Source organism: Sphingomonas turrisvirgatae, from assembly GCF_001721295.1.
Classification (GTDB): Bacteria; Pseudomonadota; Alphaproteobacteria; order Sphingomonadales; family Sphingomonadaceae; genus Sphingomonas; species Sphingomonas turrisvirgatae.
Map to the genome: position 1 here is coordinate 1 of NZ_MDDS01000032.1, position 20,558 is coordinate 20,558.

General features: G+C 65.7%; 23 protein-coding genes. 13 read left to right on the forward strand and 10 right to left on the reverse strand.

From position 1 onward, the window contains the following. The 4 genes from BFL28_RS12420 to BFL28_RS12435 form a co-directional block, all read right to left on the reverse strand. Positions 1-393: hypothetical protein (locus BFL28_RS12420; protein WP_206599111.1), on the reverse strand; the 393-nt coding region annotated here is incomplete at its 3' end. Positions 394-425: 32 nt separating this feature from the next. Then, entirely contained in the window at positions 426-1,400 is a 975-nt protein-coding gene (locus BFL28_RS12425) for a DUF2971 domain-containing protein (RefSeq protein WP_069320869.1), read from the reverse strand. 781 nt (positions 1,401-2,181) lie between these two features. After that, the gene (locus BFL28_RS21795) at positions 2,182-3,831 is read right to left on the reverse strand and encodes a right-handed parallel beta-helix repeat-containing protein (protein WP_069320870.1); all 1,650 of its coding nucleotides are present in this window, start codon (positions 3,829-3,831) and stop codon (positions 2,182-2,184) included. A gap of 63 nt (positions 3,832-3,894) precedes the next feature. Further along, positions 3,895-4,449 carry a type 1 glutamine amidotransferase domain-containing protein gene (locus BFL28_RS12435; RefSeq protein WP_069320871.1) on the reverse strand — a complete coding sequence of 185 codons (555 nt, stop codon included), beginning with the start codon at positions 4,447-4,449 and terminating at the stop codon, positions 3,895-3,897. Between the two features lie 95 nt (positions 4,450-4,544). Between BFL28_RS12435 and BFL28_RS12440 the strand changes: the two genes are divergently transcribed. The 6 genes from BFL28_RS12440 to BFL28_RS12465 all read left to right on the forward strand — a co-directional run bounded on the left by BFL28_RS12440 (position 4,545) and on the right by BFL28_RS12465 (position 9,626). Beyond that, positions 4,545-5,549, forward strand: a complete 1,005-nt coding sequence (locus tag BFL28_RS12440; protein ID WP_241527317.1) for a DNA topoisomerase IB — start codon at positions 4,545-4,547, stop codon at positions 5,547-5,549. A gap of 10 nt (positions 5,550-5,559) precedes the next feature. Beyond that, entirely contained in the window at positions 5,560-6,756 is a 1,197-nt protein-coding gene (locus BFL28_RS12445; RefSeq protein ID WP_079247115.1) for a mechanosensitive ion channel family protein, read from the forward strand. 203 nt (positions 6,757-6,959) lie between these two features. Further along, positions 6,960-7,418: a MaoC family dehydratase gene (locus BFL28_RS12450; RefSeq protein WP_241527318.1), complete on the forward strand. Its 459-nt coding sequence runs from the start codon at positions 6,960-6,962 to the stop codon at positions 7,416-7,418. Positions 7,419-7,458: 40 nt separating this feature from the next. Then, positions 7,459-8,640: an acetyl-CoA C-acyltransferase gene (locus BFL28_RS12455; protein ID WP_069320874.1), complete on the forward strand. Its 1,182-nt coding sequence runs from the start codon at positions 7,459-7,461 to the stop codon at positions 8,638-8,640. A gap of 74 nt (positions 8,641-8,714) precedes the next feature. Next, entirely contained in the window at positions 8,715-9,203 is a 489-nt protein-coding gene (locus tag BFL28_RS12460; protein ID WP_069320875.1) for a pyridoxamine 5'-phosphate oxidase family protein, read from the forward strand. Positions 9,204-9,239: 36 nt separating this feature from the next. After that, positions 9,240-9,626, forward strand: coding sequence for a YkvA family protein (locus BFL28_RS12465; RefSeq protein WP_241527319.1), 387 nt, complete (start codon positions 9,240-9,242; stop codon positions 9,624-9,626). Between the two features lie 9 nt (positions 9,627-9,635). Here the strand turns inward: BFL28_RS12465 and BFL28_RS12470 are convergent, their stop codons facing one another. Next, entirely contained in the window at positions 9,636-10,865 is a 1,230-nt protein-coding gene (locus BFL28_RS12470) for a polyhydroxyalkanoate depolymerase (protein ID WP_069320876.1), read from the reverse strand. 148 nt (positions 10,866-11,013) lie between these two features. Between BFL28_RS12470 and BFL28_RS12475 the strand changes: the two genes are divergently transcribed. After that, entirely contained in the window at positions 11,014-12,792 is a 1,779-nt protein-coding gene (locus BFL28_RS12475) for an ABC transporter transmembrane domain-containing protein (protein WP_069320877.1), read from the forward strand. An 11-nt stretch (positions 12,793-12,803) separates the two neighbouring features. On the opposite strand, the gene BFL28_RS12480 is transcribed toward BFL28_RS12475, so the two are convergent. Beyond that, the gene (locus tag BFL28_RS12480) at positions 12,804-13,109 is read right to left on the reverse strand and encodes a hypothetical protein (protein ID WP_069320878.1); all 306 of its coding nucleotides are present in this window, start codon (positions 13,107-13,109) and stop codon (positions 12,804-12,806) included. A 95-nt stretch (positions 13,110-13,204) separates the two neighbouring features. Here BFL28_RS12480 and BFL28_RS12485 point away from each other — a divergent pair, with 95 nt between their 5' ends. From BFL28_RS12485 to BFL28_RS12495, 3 genes are all read left to right on the forward strand, one after another. Beyond that, entirely contained in the window at positions 13,205-13,765 is a 561-nt protein-coding gene (locus BFL28_RS12485) for an alpha-ketoglutarate-dependent dioxygenase AlkB (protein WP_069320879.1), read from the forward strand. A gap of 75 nt (positions 13,766-13,840) precedes the next feature. After that, positions 13,841-14,506 carry an HPP family protein gene (locus BFL28_RS12490; protein WP_069320880.1) on the forward strand — a complete coding sequence of 222 codons (666 nt, stop codon included), beginning with the start codon at positions 13,841-13,843 and terminating at the stop codon, positions 14,504-14,506. Positions 14,507-14,559: 53 nt separating this feature from the next. Further along, positions 14,560-15,732 (forward strand): saccharopine dehydrogenase family protein, encoded by a 1,173-nt coding sequence (locus BFL28_RS12495; RefSeq protein ID WP_069320881.1) that lies wholly within the window; start codon positions 14,560-14,562, stop codon positions 15,730-15,732. Here BFL28_RS12495 and BFL28_RS12500 read toward each other — a convergent pair. The 3 genes from BFL28_RS12500 to BFL28_RS12510 all read right to left on the reverse strand — a co-directional run bounded on the left by BFL28_RS12500 (position 15,729) and on the right by BFL28_RS12510 (position 17,148). Beyond that, a complete protein-coding gene (locus BFL28_RS12500) occupies positions 15,729-16,040 on the reverse strand; it encodes a hypothetical protein (protein WP_069320882.1) in 312 nt (103 codons plus the stop codon). The genes BFL28_RS12495 and BFL28_RS12500 overlap by 4 nt on opposite strands. After that, positions 16,040-16,681, reverse strand: a complete 642-nt coding sequence (locus tag BFL28_RS12505) for a histidine phosphotransferase family protein (RefSeq protein WP_069320883.1) — start codon at positions 16,679-16,681, stop codon at positions 16,040-16,042. Before BFL28_RS12505 ends, BFL28_RS12500 begins: the two co-directional genes overlap by 1 nt. A 74-nt stretch (positions 16,682-16,755) precedes the next feature. Then, positions 16,756-17,148 (reverse strand): winged helix-turn-helix transcriptional regulator, encoded by a 393-nt coding sequence (locus BFL28_RS12510; RefSeq protein ID WP_069320884.1) that lies wholly within the window; start codon positions 17,146-17,148, stop codon positions 16,756-16,758. Between the two features lie 85 nt (positions 17,149-17,233). On the opposite strand from BFL28_RS12510, the gene BFL28_RS12515 reads away from it, so the two are divergent. Then, the gene (locus tag BFL28_RS12515; RefSeq protein ID WP_069320885.1) at positions 17,234-17,989 is read left to right on the forward strand and encodes an SDR family oxidoreductase; all 756 of its coding nucleotides are present in this window, start codon (positions 17,234-17,236) and stop codon (positions 17,987-17,989) included. 7 nt (positions 17,990-17,996) lie between these two features. Here BFL28_RS12515 and BFL28_RS12520 read toward each other — a convergent pair whose 3' ends face one another. Continuing rightward, on the reverse strand, positions 17,997-18,395 hold the full coding sequence (locus BFL28_RS12520; protein ID WP_069320898.1) for a M67 family metallopeptidase: 399 nt from the start codon (positions 18,393-18,395) through the stop codon (positions 17,997-17,999). Between the two features lie 18 nt (positions 18,396-18,413). Between BFL28_RS12520 and BFL28_RS12525 the strand changes: the two genes are divergently transcribed. Both BFL28_RS12525 and rpoH read left to right on the forward strand, forming a co-directional pair. Further along, on the forward strand, positions 18,414-19,361 hold the full coding sequence (locus BFL28_RS12525; protein ID WP_069320886.1) for an RluA family pseudouridine synthase: 948 nt from the start codon (positions 18,414-18,416) through the stop codon (positions 19,359-19,361). A gap of 67 nt (positions 19,362-19,428) precedes the next feature. Further along, a complete protein-coding gene (rpoH, locus tag BFL28_RS12530) occupies positions 19,429-20,331 on the forward strand; it encodes an RNA polymerase sigma factor RpoH (protein ID WP_069320899.1) in 903 nt (300 codons plus the stop codon). Positions 20,332-20,558 lie beyond the last annotated feature (227 nt).

The following is a 20,558-nucleotide window of genomic DNA, read 5'->3' on the forward strand; positions in this document are numbered from 1 at the left end:
GGCGTTCGCCGCCGAACTTGAACAGCAACGGGCGGGGTTAACCCCGCCCGTTGCTTCACCTGCGCTCATGCGCGACAACACCGGTCGGTCTCTGGTTGCCGCTGGATGAAAGGCGGGGGTCACGTCACTTGTAACGGGGAGGCTCTGGAATGGATAGCGCCTAAAGTAGAATTCGGTAGCAGCCATCGCGTTGTGGGTGACACTGAGGCTGAGGTAGCTCATCATCGCCGCGTGTTGTCGTTCTATGTCGAGCGGAAACTTGAACTCCTCTTGGCAGGGCTTCTTCTGCTCGATGCCCGTTCGCTCGCCATAGTCGATGATGTGGGCAATAGCCTTGCGCTTCCAATCAGAGAAGCCGGGATAGGCCCGTATTCCGTCCATCCACGGCACCATGGCATCTAGTATCTGTTCGCGCGGAGGTTTTCTCAACGGCGCAGCGGTATGTTGCAGGCGATCACTTTATCCACGGGGTTCTGGATGCCGTTCTCCGCGAGCAGAGTGACGAAGCCTTCCCACACAAGATCGGGGTTAGGCGTTTCGCCAATGAGTATCTTGAACAGTAGCGTGTTGATGTCCGCGTTCGCCACGTCGTGCTCGGGAATGTTCTTCATCGGCAGGTAGAACACCTTCTGTACGATCCCGTTGACGCTGACGATCTTGCTTGGCGGGCTATTGGGCGCGGGGGTCAGCTGTGCTCGGTTAATAACGCGCCACTCGTTCTCCTCCTCGAACCCAGGATGTTTGGTGGAGAGGATCATCACGTCGAGCGCATATTTAAGGTTCGTTTTGACCGTCTCCGGGTCGATCTGTCGCAGCGCGTCTCGGTTCGCGATCATCGTTTCAACGATGGCCGCTACGCCCTCCACAAACTTGCCGGGGCCGCCATAATCCACGGGAGCGATCACCGCGTCATAGGCCGACTGCGGGGTCATGAAGGCTTCGGGGTTGAGGAGGATGCAGACGTTCGTGTCGCCGCCATAGGCGCGCCACATGCTCAACTTGCCCTGGTGAAGTTCAGCACCCTTGTGAAGGGCGAGACTCAGCAGATAGGTACTGCGCTTGATCGCGTAGACTTCCTGGTCGATCATCCTGAAGGCACCAAGGATCCCCTCATGGATGTCGTTGCAGGCCTCGATGAGCCGATTGCGTAGCTGCTCGTTCGTGAGGCTCAACCGGAGCAACTGCTGGCCATACTCAATCTCGCTGAAATCGTTCATCAACATGGCATTGCGGAGCCAGAGGCAGCGGTCCTCGTCTGGGGCCTTGATGATGTCCATGGCCACCTGTGCGCTCGTGTAGTGCGCGAACTTCACACTAGGCGTAACCTCGGCTTCCCGGTCCTTACCCCAGCGGAAAAAGGTATCGTTGAGAACGGCTTCGATCTGATCTTCGGTTAACATGGACCCGAGACTATCAGCGGTTGGGGATTTGCCTAGGTGTTCTTCGTCTGGCGCTTGTCGAGCCGGATTTGCTGCTGGCGGTGCTACGCTGAGCGAGGCTGTGACTATTGGACCTCATGCTGATCGGGTTTGCGGGTAGAGACGCTGGGGCGGGTCATTCTATCGACTCCTAGCTGAACGTCGAACGCATCGGCGGGGGCCCTAACGATTAGTTCCGAGAAGCGATCAGTCCGCTGTCGGCCCAGTTCCGGTATTCTATAGTGCCGGAACAAACCAGGCACAAAATTCTTTCCTACACTCCTCCCCTCTGCCTACACCCTGGCCGGTTGAGCAACTCGCCAGGGGGAACACACATGCAGAACCGGGTGCCGGTAAAGCGGGAGGATCGCCCCGCCCTGCCCGACTTCACGCCCGTCCCGCGCCAGACCCATCGCCATGACGGATGGACGCCCGAACGGCAGCGGGCGTTTATCGAGGCGCTGGCGGATACCGGGTGCGTCAGCCGGGCGGCTCGGCAAGTGAATATGGCGCAGGCGAACTGCTATACGCTGCGGCGGGCGCCGGGGGCGGAGAGCTTTCGCGCGGCGTGGGAGGCGGCGCTGGACTTTGGCGTCATGCGGCTGAAGGACGTGGCGTTCGAGCGCGCGATCGAAGGCCAGCTGTCGCCGGTGTTCGTGGCGGGCAAGCTGATGGGCTTTTGCCGGGGGCGCAACGACGCGCTGCTGATGTTCTGCCTGCGCCATTATGGCCAGGACGCGAACGGCAAGCGGACGACGATCAACTATTTCTCGAGCCGGGCGAGCGCGCGGGCTGGCGCGGGTGCCGCGTCGGGCGCTGCGGCGGGAGCGAGCGCGGCGGGCGGTGCGGCGGGGGCTGTGGCCGAGGCGCGATCGATGACGATGAAGACGAGCGTGCGCGGCGGCGACGCGGAGGCGGCGGCGCGGATCGCGGCAAGTTCAGAGCGGATCGAGGACTTTGCCGGGGTCGAGCTGGACGATGCGGCGCAGGCGGCGATCATGGCGGCGCTGGCCGACTGTGCGGCGCGGCGGCGCGAAGCCGATGCGCTGATGGAACGCGGTGGCACGGCGGCGCGCGATGCGGCGGAGGACGATCCGGACGAGCCGTTCGTCGCGACGCCGGCGGGCAGGATGGAGCATCGCGGCGAGCTGGAAGAGCTGATCGAACTGGAGGAATGGGCGCCGCTGGTGCCGGACGAAGTGCCGTGGGAGCAGATCGGCGCGGATGGCGGGCATGTGGACGCTGCCGACTGGGTCAGCCTGCCGCCCGAGCCGCCCGAGATCGTGGCGCAGCGCGCGCGGCTGGACGATGCGCGGCGGATCGACCCCGGCGTGATCGACCGCTCGCTGCCCACGGCGCACAAGCGGCGCGTGAAGCGGGCGCGCAAGGATGCGGGCTGACGGGATCGGAGGCGGTGCTTTGGAGCGAGCCCCCTCACCCACGCCGCTGCGCGGTCTCGCTCCCCATTTGCGTGCGGGACGGACCAGCGGCGCGCGAGCGGGGCGATGCGGTCGGCGAGGTCGTTGTCGCGCACGGTGACCGCGTCGCGGCTCCAGTTGCCGACGAAGGTGGTGCTTTCCCTGAACGCGGGGGAGAGCCAGGCCTTGTTCCCCTCGACCACCAAGCCCGAGCTGTCGTGCTTGCGCCCTTCGGGTGCGACGGCGATCATCGTGCCGTAATTGTCCTTGTTCGGCCCCTGTTCGAACGAATTGCCGGCGATGCGGCCGCTGGCGCCGTTGGACAGGTCGATCGAATAGTTGGTGTTGCGGCCCTTGCTGTCGTCGAAGCTGTTGTCGAGGATCTCGACCACGGGGGCGCGGACCTTGAGGTAATGGCCGCCGGTGCCGCGCTCGAACCGGCTGCGCGTGACCTTGAGCGAGCCATAGGCGCCGACATAGATGGCGTGCGCGCCGGCACCGGTCGGGTCCTTGCCCAGGCCGGCAAAGGTCGAGCGGTCGATGGTGATGCGCCCCTGCGGGAAGGTGGCGGTGAGGATGCCGCACTGGCCGTCGAGGAACATCGCGTTGCTGACCGACAAGTCGCCGGTCTCGAGCCGGATGCCAGCGCCGTTACCATCCTCGACCAGCGTGCGGGTGAAGACGATGCCGTCGACGCTGGCCGAGCGGCCGCGCAGGACGAGCGTCGCCTTGCCCTCGCAGATCGCCTGGTCGAAGATCGTCTTGCCAGGGACTTCGGCGGTATAGGCGATGTCGCCCGCCTCCTGCACCGCGCACTCGCCATAGCGGCCGGGCGCAATGCGGATGGTGCCGCGGCCCTGGCCGATCGCGCTCACCGCATCCTGCAGGCTGGCGAAGCGGCGGCCGGTTTCGGTGACGGTGAAGGCGGCCGAGGGCTGCGGGACCGCGGGCGCGGTGGTGGCGAGAAGAGCGAGGACGGCGAGCGGCAGGCGCATGAGGGACTCCGGCAGATTTGCCGCCCCTCATGCGCCCGCAACCGTCACCAGCCGGTTACCCGGTCATTCGTCGGCGGTTTCCAGCGCTTGCGTCAGCGCCTGCTTGATCGCGTCGACAAAGGCCGGGATGTCGTCGGGATTGCGGCTGGTGATGAGGTTGCCGTCGACGACGACTTCCTCGTCCACCACATCGGCCCCGGCATTCTCCATGTCGGTGCGGACCGAGGGCCAGCCGGTCGCGCGCTTGCCGTCGAGCACATCGGCCTCGACCAGCAGCCAGGGGGCGTGGCAGATCGCCGCGACCGTCTTGCCGTCGTCGAAGAATTCCTGGACCAGGCCGACGGTGGTGTCGTCCATGCGCAGCTTGTCGGGATTGCCGACGCCGCCGGGCAGGACCAGCGCGTCGTAATCGTCGCTGTCGACATCCTCGACCGTGATGTCCGGGGTGATCGTGGCGCCGGGCTTGCCCTGCACCTCGCCCTGGATGGGGTCGGTCTTGAGCGAGGCGAGCGTGACCTTCACCCCGGCGTCGAGCAGCGCCTGACGCGGTTTCATCAGCTCCGACTCCTCAAAGCCGTCGGTGGCGATCATGAGGACATGGGTTTCGGCGAGGGACATCGTAAATCTCCAGTTCGGCGGGGAAGTCGGTCGCTCAACCGCCCCTGCGCGCCCAGGTTCCGGAACGATGCGGCGGGATGCGCATTGCAGAAGGCATGGCGAAACTTCGTTACTGCGACGACAGCAAACCCGGCATCACGCGGCGCAAGATGCGCCATGGCTGGGGCTATTTCGATGCGGCGGGCAACCGCATCACCGACCGGGACGAAATCGACCGGCTGAACGCGATCGGCCTGCCGCCGGCCTATACCAATGCCTGGTTCTGTCCCGACGCAAACGGCCATCTGCAGGCGACCGGCATCGATGATCGCGGCCGCAAGCAGTATCGCTATCACGGCGAATTCCGCGCGGCGCAGGAGGCGGCCAAATATGATCGCTGCAGCCAGTTCGGGCACAAGCTGCCCAAGCTGCGCGCGCGGATCGACGCCGACTTGCGCAAGCGATCGCTGAGCAAGGAGCGCGCGGTCGCGGCGGTCGTCCGCCTGCTGGACCTGGGCCATGTGCGCGTGGGGAACGAGCAATATGCCGCCGCGAACAAGAGTTTCGGCGCGACCACGTTGCGCAAGCGCCACGCAGTGGTGAAGGGCAACAAGCTGAAACTGCAATATGTCGCCAAGTCGGGGAAGCTGCGGGTGATGACGATCACCGACGGCAGCCTGTCGTCCTTCGTCAAGAAATGCCAGGATCTGCCCGGCCAGCATCTGTTCCGCTGGCTCGACGATGCCGGTGAAGCGCATCCCGTGACGTCGGGCGACGTGAACGACTATATCCGCGAGGCGATGGGGGACGATTTCACGGCGAAACATTTCCGCACCTGGGGTGCGAGCGTCATCGCCTTCGAGACGCTGGCGACCGCCGATTCCTATGTCGGGCTGAAGTCGATGCTCGCCCCCGTAACGGAAGCGTTGGGCAACACGCCGGCAATCGCGCGCAAATCCTATGTTCACCCGGCATTGATCGAACTGACCAAGGATCGCGAGGCGCAGGCAAGCTTTCGCAATGCGCTATGTTTGCCGCGCTCGACCCGATACCTCACGCGCGCCGAGCGGGGGCTGATCGCCTTCCTCGACGGCGCCGCGATCTCGGCCAAGGCCGCCTGAAGGGACTTTCATGACCGTTGCCAACAATAGCGTCGCTGCGGCGGAGCGCTCCGCCAAGATCACGTCCGAAAGCGTTCAGGCGCAATTGCAAACGCTGTGGAACGACGGCATCGCCTGGCTCGGCACGCACTGGCTGCAGATCCTGATCGCGACCGGCGTCGCGGTCGCCATCGTGGCGATCCTGCACATGCTGCGCCGCTGGGGCATGAAGCTGTGCGAGCATTCGGTCGGCCCGGCCGGCTGGGGCACGATCCTGGGCCGGGCGGTCGCCAAGACAGGCAATTTCTTCATCGTCATGACGGCCGCAAAGCTAGTATCAGGCTATGCGCAGCCGCCCGAGATGGTCGCCAAGACGGTCGATTTCCTGTTCACGCTGGCCGCCGTGTTCCAGGCAGCGATCTGGGCGCGCGAGATCATCCTGGGCGCGATCGAGAAGAAGACCGAGAGCGAGAATTATCACGGCGAGGCGCTGCTTTCGGCGCTGGGCCTGATCCGGCTGCTCGTCACCTTCGCCCTCTTCGCCATCGCGCTGGTGGTGGTGCTCGACAATCTGGGCGTGAACGTCACCGGCCTGGTTGCGGGGCTTGGCGTCGGCGGCATTGCCATCGGTCTGGCCGCCCAGGGCATCTTCGCCGACCTGTTCGCGGCGCTGGCGATCATCTTCGACCGCCCGTTCCGGCGTGGCGACAACATCGCCTATGACCAGACGAGCGGCACGATCGAGTCGATCGGACTCAAATCTACCCGCATCCGCGCCTTTACCGGCGAGGAGCGGATCATCGCCAACAAGCAACTGCTGGACAAGGAAATCCAGAACACGAGCTGGCGCGACCATGTTCGCATCAAGCTGCCGATCGGCGTCGCCTATGAAACGCCGCCGGACGTGCTGCAACGCGTGCCCGATATCCTTCGCGAAATCGCCGAAGGAGCCGGCGCGAAGGTGGCGAGGTCGAGCTTCGAGACATTTGGCGCCAGTTCGGTCGACCTGGCACTGGAATTCGACATTCCGGGCAACGACTGGCCAACTGCGCACCTGACCCGCGACAAGGTGATGATCGAAATCCTGCGCCGATTTGCGGAAGAGAAGATCGTCATCCCCTACCCCACGCAAACGTCCTACACCGCCGCGCCCGATGGCACGCTGATCCCGCCATATCCCGACGTGCAGCCAGTGATGCGGGTCGACAAGGACGATGACGAGCGCTGAAGCGGCCGGTCCAAGAACGATGTCGATGAAATCGACGCGCCCTTCATGCGCCACACCCGCCATTCCTACTTTTAGAATATCGGGTTTGGCGGAATCGCGGAACTTTCCCTTACGGCATCAGCCGGCTTCGCAATTGCAGTAGGCAATCGCTTGCCGACTCGGTCGGTTTGCGCGTAGATGCGCCAACGATGCGAGGTATGGCGATGTCGGACACGATCACGATCCACGAACTGGCCGCGCTGGGCGAGGATCCGCGCACATCGGACTGGGTCGAGGTCACGCAGGCGATGATCGACCAGTTCGCGCAGGCGACCGGCGATCACCAGTTCATCCATGTCGACCCCGCGCGCGCCGCGCAGACCCCGTTCGGCGGCACGATCGCCCATGGCTTTCTGACGCTGTCCTTGATGCCGCTGCTGAAATCGAAGGTCGACATGCCGCGCGTCGCCGACGTGAAGATGGGCGTGAACTATGGCGGCAACAAAGTCCGCTTCATCGCGCCGGTTCGATCGGGCAAGCGAGTACGAGGGCATTTCCGCACGCTGGAGCTGGTCGAGAAGCGGCCCGGCCAGTGGCAGCAAACCGTGGAGCTTACCATCGAGATCGAAGGCGAGGCCAAGCCCGCCATGATAGCCGAGTGGATCAGCCAGATTTTCGTTTAACCGCAATTCCCATTCACCCCCTTGAGAGGATAGTCACTTCATGCGTTCAGCCGTCATCGTTTCGACCGCCCGCACCCCGCTGACCAAGGCGGCGCGCGGCGCGTTCAACAACACGCCCTCCGCCACGCTCGGCGCCTTTTCGGTCAAGGCGGCGGTCGAGCGCGCCGGGATCGAGGGCGGCGAAGTGGACGACGTGCTGATCGGCGCGGCGGTCCAGCAAGGATCGCAATCGCCCAATGTCGGGCGCCTGATCGCCCTGCGCGCGGGCCTGCCAGTCACCGTCCCGGGCATGTCGATCGACCGGCAATGCTCGTCGGGCCTGATGACCATCGCAACCGCCGCCAAGCAGATCATCGTCGATCGCATGGACGTGTGCGTCGCGGGCGGCGTCGAGAGCATTTCCAAGGTTTCGGGCAGCGGGAAGCTGTTCATCGAGCCGGACGCCGAACTGCTCAAGATGCACAAGGACACCTATATGCCGATGATCGGCACGGCCGAGGTCGTAGCCAAGCGTTACGGCATCGGGCGCGAGGCGCAGGACGAATATTCGCTTCGCTCGCAGCAGCGCACCGCGGCGGCGCAGGCCGCAGGCAAATATGACGACGAGATCATCGCCTGTCAGGCGACGATGGCGGTGGTGAACAAGGAAACCAAGGAAGTGACCTATAAGGAGGTCCCCGCCGACCGCGACGATTGCAACCGCCCCGACACGACGCTGGAAGGGCTTGCCAGCCTGAAGCCGGTGATGGGCGAAGGCTATACGATTACGGCGGGCAATGCCTCGCAGCTGTCGGACGGTTCGTCGGCCGCGGTGCTGATGGAAGAGAAGCTGGCCGAGAAGCGCGGGCTAACCCCGCTTGGCCGCTATGTCGGCATGGCGGTGGCCGGAACCGAGCCGGACGAAATGGGCATCGGCCCGGTCTATGCCATCCCCAAGCTGCTCGAGCGGTTCGACCTCAAGATGGACGATATCGGGCTGTGGGAGCTGAACGAGGCGTTCGCGGTGCAGGTGCTGTATTGCCGCGACAAGCTCGGCATTCCGGACGAGTTGCTCAACGTCAATGGCGGCTCGATCTCGATCGGTCATCCGTTCGGCATGACCGGCGCACGCTGCACCGGCCATGCGCTGATCGAGGGCAAGCGCCGCGGTGCGAAATATGTCGTCGTCACGATGTGCGTCGGCGGCGGCCAGGGTGCGGCGGGGCTGTTCGAGGTCCTCTAACTTCTTCGCGGGGGCGGGAAACCGTTTCGCCCCCGCACGTTCTCTCCAGCGACACGGATCAACGGAGAGATACGATGGCGGACAATCGCGAAATCAAGCAGACCTTCTGGAAGAAGCTGGCCGACAGCCCGTTCGTGATGCTGGGCGTCGAGGGCGGCGGGCACCACGAACCGCTGACCGCCCAGCTGGACCAGGATCAGGTCGACACGCTGTTCTTCTTCGTCGGCAAGGACAATCGCGCAGCCGGCGGCGGCAAGGGCATGGTCCAGTTCGTGAGCAAGGGCCACGACTTCTTCGCCTGCCTTTCCGGCACCGCGCGAATCGACAACGACTTTGCGCAGATTGATAAGCTGTGGAACAGCCAGGTCGAAGCCTGGTTTCCGGGCGGCAAGGACGACCCAAACCTCGCGCTGCTGCGGTTCGACATCGATAGCGCCGAAATGTGGGAAACCGACATCTCGTTGGCCGGCCGGGTCAAGATGCTGTTCGGCGGCACGATCCGCAGCGACGGATCCGGCAGTCACGCGAAGGTCGACACGACCGCGGAGAGCACGCCGCGCTGACCTGACTTCAGCGATGCGTTGACTTGATTGCACGCGATGCGCGATGCGGTGGCGATGGGACAATCCTTTGCGCACCGCATCCGCATCGAGGCGCACGCCATCTGGCTGGCGGTTCGCGATCCACGCACGCCGGCGGTCGCCAAGGTGGTCGGCATGCTGGTGGTCGGCTATGCGCTGTCGCCGATCGACCTGGTGCCGGACTTCATCCCCGTATTGGGACTGATCGACGACGCGCTGCTGATCCCGGCCGGCGTGTGGCTGTTCGCCAAGCTTGTGCCGGCCGAGCTGCTGGCGGAGCATCGCGCCACCGCGCAAGCCGCATCGCAACGGCCGGTAAGCCGCTGGGGCATCCTGGTCATCCTGGCGACCTGGGCGGCAATCGCGCTGATCGCCTATGAATTCGTGATGCTGCGCTACGACTGAGCGGCGCGCTCAGTCGAACCTGGCGATCCATTGTTCCAGCACCGGCGCGATCTGGTCGCGCCATTTGCTGCCGTTGAAGATGCCGTAATGGCCGACATTCGTGGCCATGTGGTAGTGTTTCATGTCGGCCGGCAGCGCGGTCGCGAGGTCGAGCGCGGCGCGGGTCTGGCCAAGGCCGGAAATATCGTCCTTCTCACCCTCGATCGCCAGGATCGCAGTGTCGGTGATCGCGGCGGGATCGACCGGGCGGCCGCGATGCGTCATCGTCCCTTTAGGCAGCGAGTGATCCTGGAAGACGGTGTGGATCGTCTGGAGATAGAATTCCGCCGTCATGTCGCAGACCGAGCGATATTCGTCATAGAAGCGCATCGTCGCATCGGCGCTTTCGCCATCGCCCTTCACCAGATGCTTGAACATCTCCCAGTGCGAGATCATGTGATTGCCAAGGTTCATGGTCATGAACCCCGCAAGCTGCAGGAAACCGGGATAGACGCGGCGGCCCGCCCCGGCATAGGTCGCAGGCACGGTGGCGATCACATTCTGCTCGAACCAGCTGTGCGGCCGCTCCGTCGCCAGCGTATTGACCGCCGTGGGCGCTTGGCGCGTGTCGATCGGCCCGCCCATCATGGTCAGCGTGCGCGGGCGGTTGGGGTGCTGGTCCGCGTTCATGAGCGCGACGGCGGCATAGACCGGGACCGAAGGCTGGCAGACGGCGAGCACATGCGGGCGCGCGTCTCCCTCGGCACCGATCGCGGCCAGGAACTCGACCACATAGTCGATATAGTCATCGAGGTCGAAGCACCCGTCGGCCAGCGGCACGTTGCGCGCATCGCGCCAGTCGGTGATGTAGACGTCGGCGAACGGCAGCATCCGCCCGACCGTGCCGCGCAGCAGCGTCGCGTAATGGCCGCTCATCGGCGCGACGATCAGCAGCTTGGGACCACCCTCGACACCCTCGCGAACGAAGCGCTTGAGCTGGCCGAAGGGCTTGCGCAGCACGACCTCTTCATGCACCTCGATCTGCCGGCCATCGATCGTCGTGAAATCGAGCGCGAACTGCGGCTTGCCGCGCGGCGCGGCGGCGTGGGCAAAGACTTCCAGCGCCGAAGCGACGATCGGCCCGCCACCGAAATAGGCGAACGGATTGGCCGGATTGTTCAGCAGACCGGCGCTGAAATTGGCCCATGCGCTGGCACCCGCCAGCATCGATTTCTGAAGTTCGTACGCGTCATATAACATGGTCAGTCAAGGTCCCCACCCCGCTACCGCCGGCAAGGACGGTAACATGGGTTATCACGGGCCGATGCTGCAGTGCAACGGTCCCGTACCCAATGTTCGATACGGGAAGGCAGTTCCCTTGACGCCGCACACGCGCTAGGCGGCGCGCATGGCCGATCCGCCCTCCACTCCGCCGCCGGCGCGCAAGCTGTCCAGTCTTCGCGTGGTGTGGCGCTATGCCAGCGGCTACCCGCTTCAACTTGGCCTGGCGATCGTGGCGCTGGTGTTCGCCGCGGGCGCGACGCTGTGGATCCCGCGCACCTTCAAGGAAGTGGTGGACAAGGGGTTCGCCGCCGGTTCTGATCCGTCCGCGATCGGCCCTTATTTCCACGGGTTGCTGGGCGTCGTGGTGGTGCTGGCGCTGGCGACGGCGATGCGCTTCTACTTCGTGTCGTGGCTGGGCGAGCGGACGGTCGCCGACCTTCGTGCAGCGGTGCACCGCAACCTGCTGCGCCTGCCGCCGAAATGGTTCGAGGAGAACCGGCCGTCCGAGATCGCCAGCCGCCTGACCGCCGATACCGCGGTGGTCGAGCAGATCGTCGGTACGACGGTATCGGTGGCGCTGCGCAACCTGCTGATCGCGATCGGCGGCACGATCTATCTCTTCGTCCTTGCGCCCAAGATCGCCGCCTATCTGATCCTGGGCATTCCGGTCGTCGTGCTGCCGATCATGTGGCTGGGGGGCAAGGTCCGACGGCTGTCGCGTACCAGCCAGGACCGCGTCGCGGATATCGGTGCGATCGCATCCGAAACGCTGGGCGCGATGCGGATCGTGCAGGCATTCGGGCAGGAAGCGCGCGAGGGCGAGCGGTTCCAGGCGGCGGTCGATCGCGGCTTTGCCTCGGCGCGGCTGCGCTTTGGCACGCGCGCGGTGATGACGGCGCTGGTCATCCTCATCCTGTTCACCGCGATCACGCTGATCATGTGGGATGCCGTCTATGGTGTGGCCGAGGGGCGCATCTCGGGCGGGTCGATCACCGCCTTCGTCCTGACGGCTGGCCTGGTCACCGGCGCGTTCGGCGCGCTGGTCGAAGTCTATGGCGACCTGTTGCGCGCATCCGGGGCGGCGAGCCGCCTGGCCGAACTGCTGGGCCAGGAGCCGGACATCGCCGCCCCCGAGCGACCGACCGCCCTGCCCTTGCCGCCGCAAGGCCGGATCGAGTTCGACCATGTCACTTTCCACTATCCGACCCGCCCGGAGGTTTCGGCGCTGAACGACTTCACCCTGTCGGTCGCGGCGGGCGAGACGGTGGCGGTGGTCGGACCGTCGGGCGCGGGCAAGTCGACCCTGTTCCAGCTGGTCCAGCGCTTCTATGACCCCGAGGCCGGCGAAATCCGCATCGACGGCGTTCCAGTGCGTCAGGCCGACCCGGCCGAAATCCGCGCGCGGATGGCGATGGTGCCGCAAGAGACGGTGATCTTCGCCGCATCGGCGCGCGACAACCTTCGCTATGGACGCTGGGACGCGAGCGAGGACCAGATCTGGCAGGCCGCGGAAGCGGCCAATGCCGCGGAGTTCCTGCGCGAACTGCCGCAAGGTCTCGACACCTTCCTGGGCGAGGACGGCGCGCGGCTGTCGGGCGGTCAGCGCCAAAGGCTCGCCATCGCTCGCGCGCTGCTGCGGGATGCGCCGATCCTGTTGCTGGACGAGGCGACGAGCGCGCTGGACGCCGAGAGCGAGCGGCTGGTGCAGGATGCGCTCGACCGGCTGATGGCCGATCGGACGACGCTGGTCATCGCGCATCGCCTGGCGACCGTCCGCGCGGCGCAACGCATCATCGTCATGGACGAAGGGCGGATCGTCGAAACCGGCACGCATGGCGAGCTGGTGGCAAAGGGCGGGCTGTATGCAAGGCTCGCCAGCCTGCAGTTCAGCGAGACGGCCTAGAGTCCAGAACGCTAGCTTCGAGCCAGCATCCAGGTCAGCACGGCAACCACCGCGCCCAGCGCCAGCGCGACATAGGTCTTCACCTTGCGCGGCGGCCGCTCACGACCCATGCGGTCGAGGTCGAACCAGTAATGCGCAGGATGCGTTTCGCGGATGACGCCGGCGGCATGCAGCTTGTCGAACGCGCGGCGCTCGGCGGGGGTCTTGGGCGCATATTCGATCGCGTCACCGGGTGCGAGCGCACGGTGGTCCGCAAAATGCCGCTGGACCCGATAACGCGCGAGGTCGGCGGTGCCGGAGATGTCGAATTGCCCCATGCGGTGATTGTCGGGGCCTTGCCCGGGGTTTTCAATAGCCGCGCCCTGCCCCCGTCGTTCGCAGGCTGGATGGCGGCCCGCCCGACACTTCCTACATGTCGATCATGCGCGATCTGTTCGACACGCCGCTGTTGCCTGGCCTGGCCACCCACGAGGGTGTGCTGAGCGCTGCCGAGGAGAGCATGCTGATTGCGCAGATCGATGCGGTGGAGCTTGAGCCGTTCCGCTTTCAGGGATGGACGGGCAAGCGGCTGACGCGGTCCTTCGGCTGGACCTATGATTTCGATCGCGCGAGCTTTGCCCCGAGCGAGCCATTGCCGGATTGGCTGATGCCGCTGCGCGAGCGCGCGGCGGCATTCGCACGGCTGGACGTCGCATCGCTCGTCCAAGCGCTGGTCATCCGATACGATCCGGGTGCCGGCATCGGCTGGCACCGCGACCGCCCGGTGTTCGAGCATGTGGTCGGGATTTCACTGGGCAACGAAGCGACGATGCGGTTCCGGCGGCGCACGCCGAGCGGATTCGAGCGACGGAGCGTGCCGCTCGCGCCCCGTTCGATCTATCACCTGAGCGGCGAAGCGCGGCATGATTGGGAACACAGCATCGCGCCCCTGGCGGTGCCGCGCTGGTCGGTGACGTTCCGCAGCCTGCTCTGACCCTACAACCCAGCATTCTCGACCGACAAGAATCGCTGCGCCATCTTGGCAAGCCTGCCCGGCTACAGGCCCGCCATGGGCTGGCACATCTTCCAACCGATCCTTGCCGGCGCGCGACCGCTCGACCGGACCATCGCCTGCTTTGGCGCGACCATCTGCCTGGCGCTGACCACGCTGATCTGCGCCTGGATGCGACTGCCGGTCGCGGACGTGCCGCTGGTCGTCGCATCGATAGGATCGGCGGCGGTGCTGGTCTTTGCCGTGCCGGCCTCGCCGCTGGCCCAGCCCTGGTCCGTCATCGGCGGCAACACGGTGTCGGCCTTGGTCGGGATCGCGGCGTTCAAGGCGGTGCCTGACCTGGCGATCGCGACCGGCGTGGCGGTCGGCGGCGCGATCGCGCTGATGTCGCTGTGCCGGTGCCTGCATCCGCCCGGCGGCGCTTCGGCGATGACGGCGGTGATCGGCAGCCAGGCGGTCCATGATGCGGGCTATGCCTTTGCCGTGGTGCCGGTGGCGCTGAACGCCGTCGTGCTGGTGCTGCTGGGCGTCGTGTTCCACCGCATTTCCGGCAAGAGCTATCCGCACAAGCCCGCGCCCGCCGCCGCGCCGCCGGGCTTCCATCTCGAGGATATCGACGCCGCGCTGGCCGACATGGCGGACAGCTTCGACATCAGTCGCGAGGATCTGGACGTGCTGCTGTCGCGGGCGGAAGCGCACGCCGTCGCGCGGCAGAAGCGGTAGGCTTGCAATCGCACCGACGGTCTGCTCCGCTTGGGAAAACAGGAGCGGATGACATGGCAGCTGCGGCACGCGAACTCGACCTGATCGTTTATGGCGCGACCGGCTTTACGGGGCGGCTGGTCGCCGAATATCTGGCGCAACGCCATGGCGACGGTAGCATCGCCTGGGCGATGGCGGGGCGCTCGCTGTCAAAGCTGCAGGCGGTGCGCGACGAGATCGGCGCGCCCGCTGCCACGCCGATGATCACAGCCAACGCCGACGATCCCGCAAGCCTTCGCGCTATGGCGGCGCGGGCACGAGTCGTCATCTCGACCGTCGGGCCGTACCAGCTTTATGGCAGCGACCTGGTCGCGGCGTGCGTGGAGACCGGTACCGGCTATGTCGATCTGTGCGGCGAGCCGAACTGGATGCATGACATGATCGCGGCGCACGACGCCGCGGCAAAGGCGAGCGGCGCGCGGATCGTGTTTTCCTGCGGGTTCGATTCGATCCCCTTCGACCTGGGCGTGTGGACCGTGCAGCAGGCAGCAAAGGCGAAGTTCGGCCGGCCCACACCGCGTGTGAAAGGCCGAGTGCGCAAGATGCAGGGCACTTTTTCGGGCGGCACCTTCGCCAGCGGCAAGGCGACCGCTGCGGCGGCGGCGAAGAATCCGTCGGTCTTCAAGCTGCTGATCGACCCGTTCGCGCTGACGCCGGGCTTTGCTGGCCCGAGCCAGCCCAAGGGGATGCTGCCCGAATATGACGAAGCGGTGGGCGGCTGGGTCGCGCCGTTCGTGATGGCGGCGATCAATACCAAGAACGTGCATCGCACCAACTTCCTGGCGGGCCATCCCTATGGCACCGACTTCCGCTATGACGAGATGATGGTCGCGCCCGGGCTGGGCGATATCGGCAAGGCGGCGGCGGAAGCCATCGCCAAGCTAAACCCGATGAGCGGCGACAAGGGGCCGGCACCCGGCGAAGGGCCAAGCAAGGCCGAGCGCGAGGCGGGGTTCTACGAGATCGACTTCATTGCCGAGATGCCGGATGGCGAGCGGCTGACCGCGACGGTCACCGGCGACCGCGACCCGGGCTATGGCTCGACGTCCAAGATGATCGCGGAGGCGGCGCTGTGCCTGCTGGAGATCGACGGCGCTGGCGGGGTATGGACGCCGGGAGCGCTGATGGCGCAGCCGCTGGTCGAACGGCTGGAAGCGAATGCCGGGGTCGCCTTTCGAGTGACCTAACCCTGGTAGAAGCCGAGCATCACGACGAGCGCCAGCACGACCGAGACGATGATCGCCACCGGCACCATCTTGCGGCGGCGACGCTCGACCGCGGCGTCCCATGCCGGCAGGTCGAGCCAGAAATAGGCATCGCCCTCCTGCCGGATCAGCCGCTCGGCCAGGAGCGCGTCGAACGCTGGTCGCAGCGCCGGCGGCGGCCGGTAGAGGACGGTATCATAGGGCGTGACCGCGTGCTGCGCGCAGAAGTGATCGGCAATCGCCCGCCGCTGTCGCGCGCGCGGCGTGATCGCGACCGCTTCGACGCCCATCAGGCGCTGAAGGCAGCGCCGAACAACAGCACTTCGGCATCGGGCGGCGAGACTTGCAGCTCGCCGCCGCCCTGCGCCACCAGCTGCTGAACGAGATAGGCAGCCGCGGCGCGCGGCGTGACCGGCATATCGCCAGCACCGCCGGTCAGCGCGCCGCGCAGTTCCTGGTCAAGGACGATGCGCGGGCCGGTGGCGCGCACGACGATCTCGGCAGCGCCGTCATGCGCCTCTGCCCCGATGTCGAGCTGACCGCCGCGTACCAGTGCGTCGCCGCCGATGAGCGCGAGGTTGAGCAACACCTTGATCGCCTGTTTGGGCAGGACCGGATCCTCGATCATCCAGCCGACGGTGACGCGGTGATTGTCGCCGAACAGCCCCTCGATCGCGGCCTGCGCCTCACGCGTGTCGACCGTGTCGCCGAAGCCGCCGGCCGCGCCGAACGCCAGGCGGAAGAATTTGAGCTTGTTCGCGCTGGCCTTCGCGCTTTCGGCAAGCAGCTCCAGGCAGCGCTGGCGCATTTCGGGATCATGCTCGTCGGCAAGCAGCTCGAGCCCGTTGTTGAGCGCGCCGACCGGGCTCAGCAAATCATGGCACAGCCGCGAACACAGCAGGCTGGCGAAATCGGTGGCGGAGATGTTCAAGCGGTACGCTCCCTGTGATGCCCCGCCTTTTGGCGCAGTGGGTTGCATGCCGCAAGGCCGCTAAGGCTCTGACCCTAGGGCGTCCGCGCCTGGTCGAATGCGGCGCGCGCCGATGCGACCTGATCCAGATTGGCTTCGGCCCATTGCCATACGCCGCAGAACGCTTCGCCCAGGCTGTGGCCGAGCGGGGTGAGCCGGTAATCGACGCGCGGCGGCACCACGGCGTGGACGGTTCGCGTGACGATGCCGTCGCGCTCCATCCGGCGCAGCGTCTGGGTCAGCATCTTCTGGCTGATGTCGGGGATCAGCTTTGCCAGTTGCGTGAAGCGAAGTTCGCCGCGCTCCTCCAGCGTTTCGAGGATGATGATCGTCCATTTGTCGGCCACCGCACCGATCAGGTCGTTGACCAGCGCGTCAACGCGGGGGTCGGCGGCATGCCATTCGCTGGATTTCGCAATACTCTCCATAGGGTGCGTATAAATCTTTCAGGTGCCTTCTTTCCAGTGGGTAGCGGCGGCCTAGATCGGAGGCCTCGATACACAGGAGGCAGTCATGAAGCAGCGCGACAACACCATCCTCATCACCGGCGGCGGATCGGGCATCGGCGCGGCGCTGGCGCAGCGTTTCCACGATGCCGGCAACACGGTGATCGTTGCCGGGCGGCGGCGCGAGGCGCTGGAGGCAACGATCGCCGGCCGGGCGAACATGCACGCGATGACGCTGGACATCGAGGATGCCGGTGCGATCGAAGCGTTCGCGCCGGCGCTGACTGCGGCGCATCCGACGCTGAACGTGCTGATCAACAATGCCGGGATCATGCGCTATGAGCCGGTCGATACCCGGCGGAACCTGGCCGACGCCGAGGCGCAGGTGGTCACCAACCTGCTCGGCCCGATCCGGCTGACCAATGCGCTGGTCGATCATCTGGCCGGCCAGCCGGACGCGGCGATCGTCAACGTGACATCGGGCCTGGCGTTCGTGCCGCTGATTGCGACGGCGACCTATTCGGCGACCAAGGCGGCGTTGCACAGCTATACCGTGTCGCTACGCGAGGCGCTGGCCGGTAGGATCGAGGTGATCGAACTGGCGCCGCCCGCCGTGCGCACCGACCTGACGCCGGGCCAGGCTAACCGTGAGGGCTATCAGCCGCTGGACGCGTTCGTGGACGAGGTGATGGCGCTGTTCGGCCAGAAACCGACGCCGCGCGAGATTCTGGTCGAGGGGGTCAAGTTCCTGCGCAACGCCGAGGCAGAGGGGCGTTTTGACGAGGCGGTCGCGGCCATTGCGTCATTGGCCAGCGGCCATTGAAGGCCGGTCAGTCGATCACCCAGTCGACGGGCCGGAACGTGTCGCCGGGAGAGGCCGGCGCACGCCAGGCGGTGAGTTCGCCGTCGGCCTCGATCAGCCACAAGCGACCGTCCGGCGCGGCCATCGCGAGATCGGTGGCCGACGGGCGCGCGATGCCCGAGGGGTGCGAGTGCCAGTAGCCGGCCAGGCGCTCGCCCCCTGCCCGCTCGGCCCGCAGCGCAACGAACAGGGCGGCCGGGTCGATCTCGAAATGGCGGCGTGGATCGGGCGCGACATTCGCGGCGATCGTTGCCCGGCCAATGCGGTCGGTCGTGCCGAACAGCAGGCCGCACGCCTCGTTCGGCCGCGCCTGTTTGCTGGCCGACTGAACTAGTTCGATAACACAGCTTGAAATCGCCAGCTTCATCCCCATTTCGCTAGCAGAATGGACCGGGGGGTTTCCACACTCGAAGCGCGGATCGCGGACACGGCTGACGGATGGCGGCTTGACCGTGCATTGGCTGACGCCCTTCCGACCCTCTCCCGCGAGCGGATCAAGGCGCTGATCTCGACCGGCATGGTGACCGGACCCGACGGGCTGGTGCGCGATCCCAAGCGAAAGGCGCCGGGCGGCGCACTGTTCCGCATCGACGTCCCCGACCCCGATCCCGCGCATAACGAAGCGCAGGATATCGCGCTCAACATCGCGTTCGAGGACGAACATCTCATCGTGATCGACAAGCAGGCCGGGCTGGTGGTGCATCCCGCAGCGGGCAATCTGGACGGAACGCTGGTCAATGCACTGCTGCACCATTGCCGCGGCAGCCTGTCCGGCATCGGCGGCGTCGCGCGGCCGGGGATCGTGCACCGGATCGACAAGGATACGTCGGGGCTGATGGTGGCGGCGAAGACCGATCGCGCGCATGTCGGCCTGGCCCGGCAGTTCAAGGACCATTCGATCGACCGGCGCTATAAGGCGATCGTTTCGGGGCGACCGAAAACCTCTGGCGGCACGATCGACGCCCCGCTTGCGCGCTCGCCGCAGAACCGCAAGAAGATGGCGATCGTTGCCGGTGGCAAGCGGGCGGTGACACATTGGACGCTGCTGAAGCCGCTGTACGAAGCGGCGCTGGTCGAGTGTCGACTTGAAACCGGGCGCACGCACCAGGTTCGCGTGCATATGGGTTCGATCGGTCATCCGCTGGTCGGCGATCCGGTGTACGGAAAGACGAAGAAGGAACATCGCGAGGTCGTGGAAACATTGGGTTTCCAACGTCAGGCCTTACACGCGGCGCATCTGGGGTTTATCCATCCCCTAAATGGCCACGCTTTGGCTTTTGAAAGCAGAATGCCTGCCGACATGCAGGAACTGTTCAACAGGCTCGTCGTATAACGAGGGTCGCCCGGCCGCGTCGCCTCGTAAGGGACGCAAGGCCCGTAGAAAAAGGGAGTAAGTGATCATGGCAAGCGGAAGCAACGTCCCGGCGACGATCCCCGCACTGGGCGGTGAGCAGAGCCTCAACCGCTATCTGGCCGAGATCAAGAAGTTTCCGATCCTGGCGCCAGAGCAGGAATATATGCTCGCCAAGCGCTTTCAGGAACATGGCGATCCGGAGGCTGCGGCCCAGCTGGTAACCTCGCACCTTCGCCTCGTGGCGAAGATTGCGATGGGTTATCGCGGCTATGGCCTGCCGGTCAGCGAACTGATCTCCGAAGGCAATATCGGCCTCATGCAAGGCGTGAAGAAGTTCGAGCCCGATCGTGGCTTCCGCCTCGCCACCTATGCGATGTGGTGGATTCGCGCGTCGATCCAGGAGTTCATCCTGCGGTCGTGGAGCCTGGTGAAGATGGGTACCACCGCGGCGCAGAAGAAGCTGTTCTTCAACCTGCGCCGGATGAAGGCCAAGCTCGACGCGTTCGAGGATGGTGACCTGTCGCCTGAGCATCTCGCCAAGATCGCCAAGGACCTGGGCGTGACCGAGGACGAGGTCACCAGCATGAACCGTCGCATGGCGATGGGCGGCGACACGTCGCTGAACGTCCCCATGCGCGAGGACGGCGAGGGTCAGTGGCAGGACTGGCTGGTCGACGACGGAAAGCTGCAGGACGAGGTCGTCGCCGAAGCGCAGGAGACCGACGTGCGTCACGGCATGCTGGTCGAGGCGATGGACGAGCTGAACGATCGCGAGAAGCACATCTTGACCGAGCGCCGCCTGACCGACGATCCTAAGACGCTGGAAGAGCTCAGCCAAGTCTACAACGTCTCGCGCGAGCGCGTCCGGCAGATCGAGGTGCGTGCGTTCGAGAAGCTTCAGCGCGCGATGATGCGGATCGCGGGCGACCGCCGCCTGCTGCCTGCCTGAACCGGAGCGGCGGACGAGCGCCGCCGCGACCCGGCGTCGAGGCTGACGCAATCGAACCGACGGCGATGCCGGCATCCCCCCTGGGTGCCGGCATTTTGCTGTGGGGCAATGCTGATCGCCATGCGGAGCCTGGATGGACACTTGCGCATAGGTGGATTGCCAGCGCGCGCCATTGTCACGCTTTCGATCGGCCGGGCAGACTGCCGCAAACGCTCCCTGCCCACCTT

What these genes read in the sequence shown, in the direction of transcription:
- BFL28_RS12495 (WP_069320881.1), top strand. Translation starts at nt 14,560, where the DNA reads ATGGCAGCTGCGGCACGCGAACTCGACCTGATCGTTTATGGCGCGACC.
- BFL28_RS12455 (WP_069320874.1), top strand. Translation starts at nt 7,459, where the DNA reads ATGCGTTCAGCCGTCATCGTTTCGACCGCCCGCACCCCGCTGACCAAG.
- rpoH (WP_069320899.1), top strand. Translation starts at nt 19,429, where the DNA reads ATGGCAAGCGGAAGCAACGTCCCGGCGACGATCCCCGCACTGGGCGGT.
- BFL28_RS12485 (WP_069320879.1), top strand. Translation starts at nt 13,205, where the DNA reads ATGTCGATCATGCGCGATCTGTTCGACACGCCGCTGTTGCCTGGCCTG.
- BFL28_RS12425 (WP_069320869.1), bottom strand. Translation starts at nt 1,400, where the DNA reads ATGTTAACCGAAGATCAGATCGAAGCCGTTCTCAACGATACCTTTTTC.
- BFL28_RS12450 (WP_241527318.1), top strand. Translation starts at nt 6,960, where the DNA reads ATGTCGGACACGATCACGATCCACGAACTGGCCGCGCTGGGCGAGGAT.
- BFL28_RS12475 (WP_069320877.1), top strand. Translation starts at nt 11,014, where the DNA reads ATGGCCGATCCGCCCTCCACTCCGCCGCCGGCGCGCAAGCTGTCCAGT.
- BFL28_RS12480 (WP_069320878.1), bottom strand. Translation starts at nt 13,109, where the DNA reads ATGGGGCAATTCGACATCTCCGGCACCGCCGACCTCGCGCGTTATCGG.
- BFL28_RS12460 (WP_069320875.1), top strand. Translation starts at nt 8,715, where the DNA reads ATGGCGGACAATCGCGAAATCAAGCAGACCTTCTGGAAGAAGCTGGCC.
- BFL28_RS12510 (WP_069320884.1), bottom strand. Translation starts at nt 17,148, where the DNA reads ATGGAGAGTATTGCGAAATCCAGCGAATGGCATGCCGCCGACCCCCGC.
- BFL28_RS12515 (WP_069320885.1), top strand. Translation starts at nt 17,234, where the DNA reads ATGAAGCAGCGCGACAACACCATCCTCATCACCGGCGGCGGATCGGGC.
- BFL28_RS12465 (WP_241527319.1), top strand. Translation starts at nt 9,240, where the DNA reads ATGCGCGATGCGGTGGCGATGGGACAATCCTTTGCGCACCGCATCCGC.
- BFL28_RS12435 (WP_069320871.1), bottom strand. Translation starts at nt 4,449, where the DNA reads ATGTCCCTCGCCGAAACCCATGTCCTCATGATCGCCACCGACGGCTTT.
- BFL28_RS12445 (WP_079247115.1), top strand. Translation starts at nt 5,560, where the DNA reads ATGACCGTTGCCAACAATAGCGTCGCTGCGGCGGAGCGCTCCGCCAAG.
- BFL28_RS12440 (WP_241527317.1), top strand. Translation starts at nt 4,545, where the DNA reads ATGGCGAAACTTCGTTACTGCGACGACAGCAAACCCGGCATCACGCGG.
- BFL28_RS12490 (WP_069320880.1), top strand. Translation starts at nt 13,841, where the DNA reads ATGGGCTGGCACATCTTCCAACCGATCCTTGCCGGCGCGCGACCGCTC.
- BFL28_RS12470 (WP_069320876.1), bottom strand. Translation starts at nt 10,865, where the DNA reads ATGTTATATGACGCGTACGAACTTCAGAAATCGATGCTGGCGGGTGCC.
- BFL28_RS12520 (WP_069320898.1), bottom strand. Translation starts at nt 18,395, where the DNA reads ATGAAGCTGGCGATTTCAAGCTGTGTTATCGAACTAGTTCAGTCGGCC.
- BFL28_RS21795 (WP_069320870.1), bottom strand. Translation starts at nt 3,831, where the DNA reads ATGCGCCTGCCGCTCGCCGTCCTCGCTCTTCTCGCCACCACCGCGCCC.
- BFL28_RS12500 (WP_069320882.1), bottom strand. Translation starts at nt 16,040, where the DNA reads ATGGGCGTCGAAGCGGTCGCGATCACGCCGCGCGCGCGACAGCGGCGG.
- BFL28_RS12525 (WP_069320886.1), top strand. Translation starts at nt 18,414, where the DNA reads ATGGACCGGGGGGTTTCCACACTCGAAGCGCGGATCGCGGACACGGCT.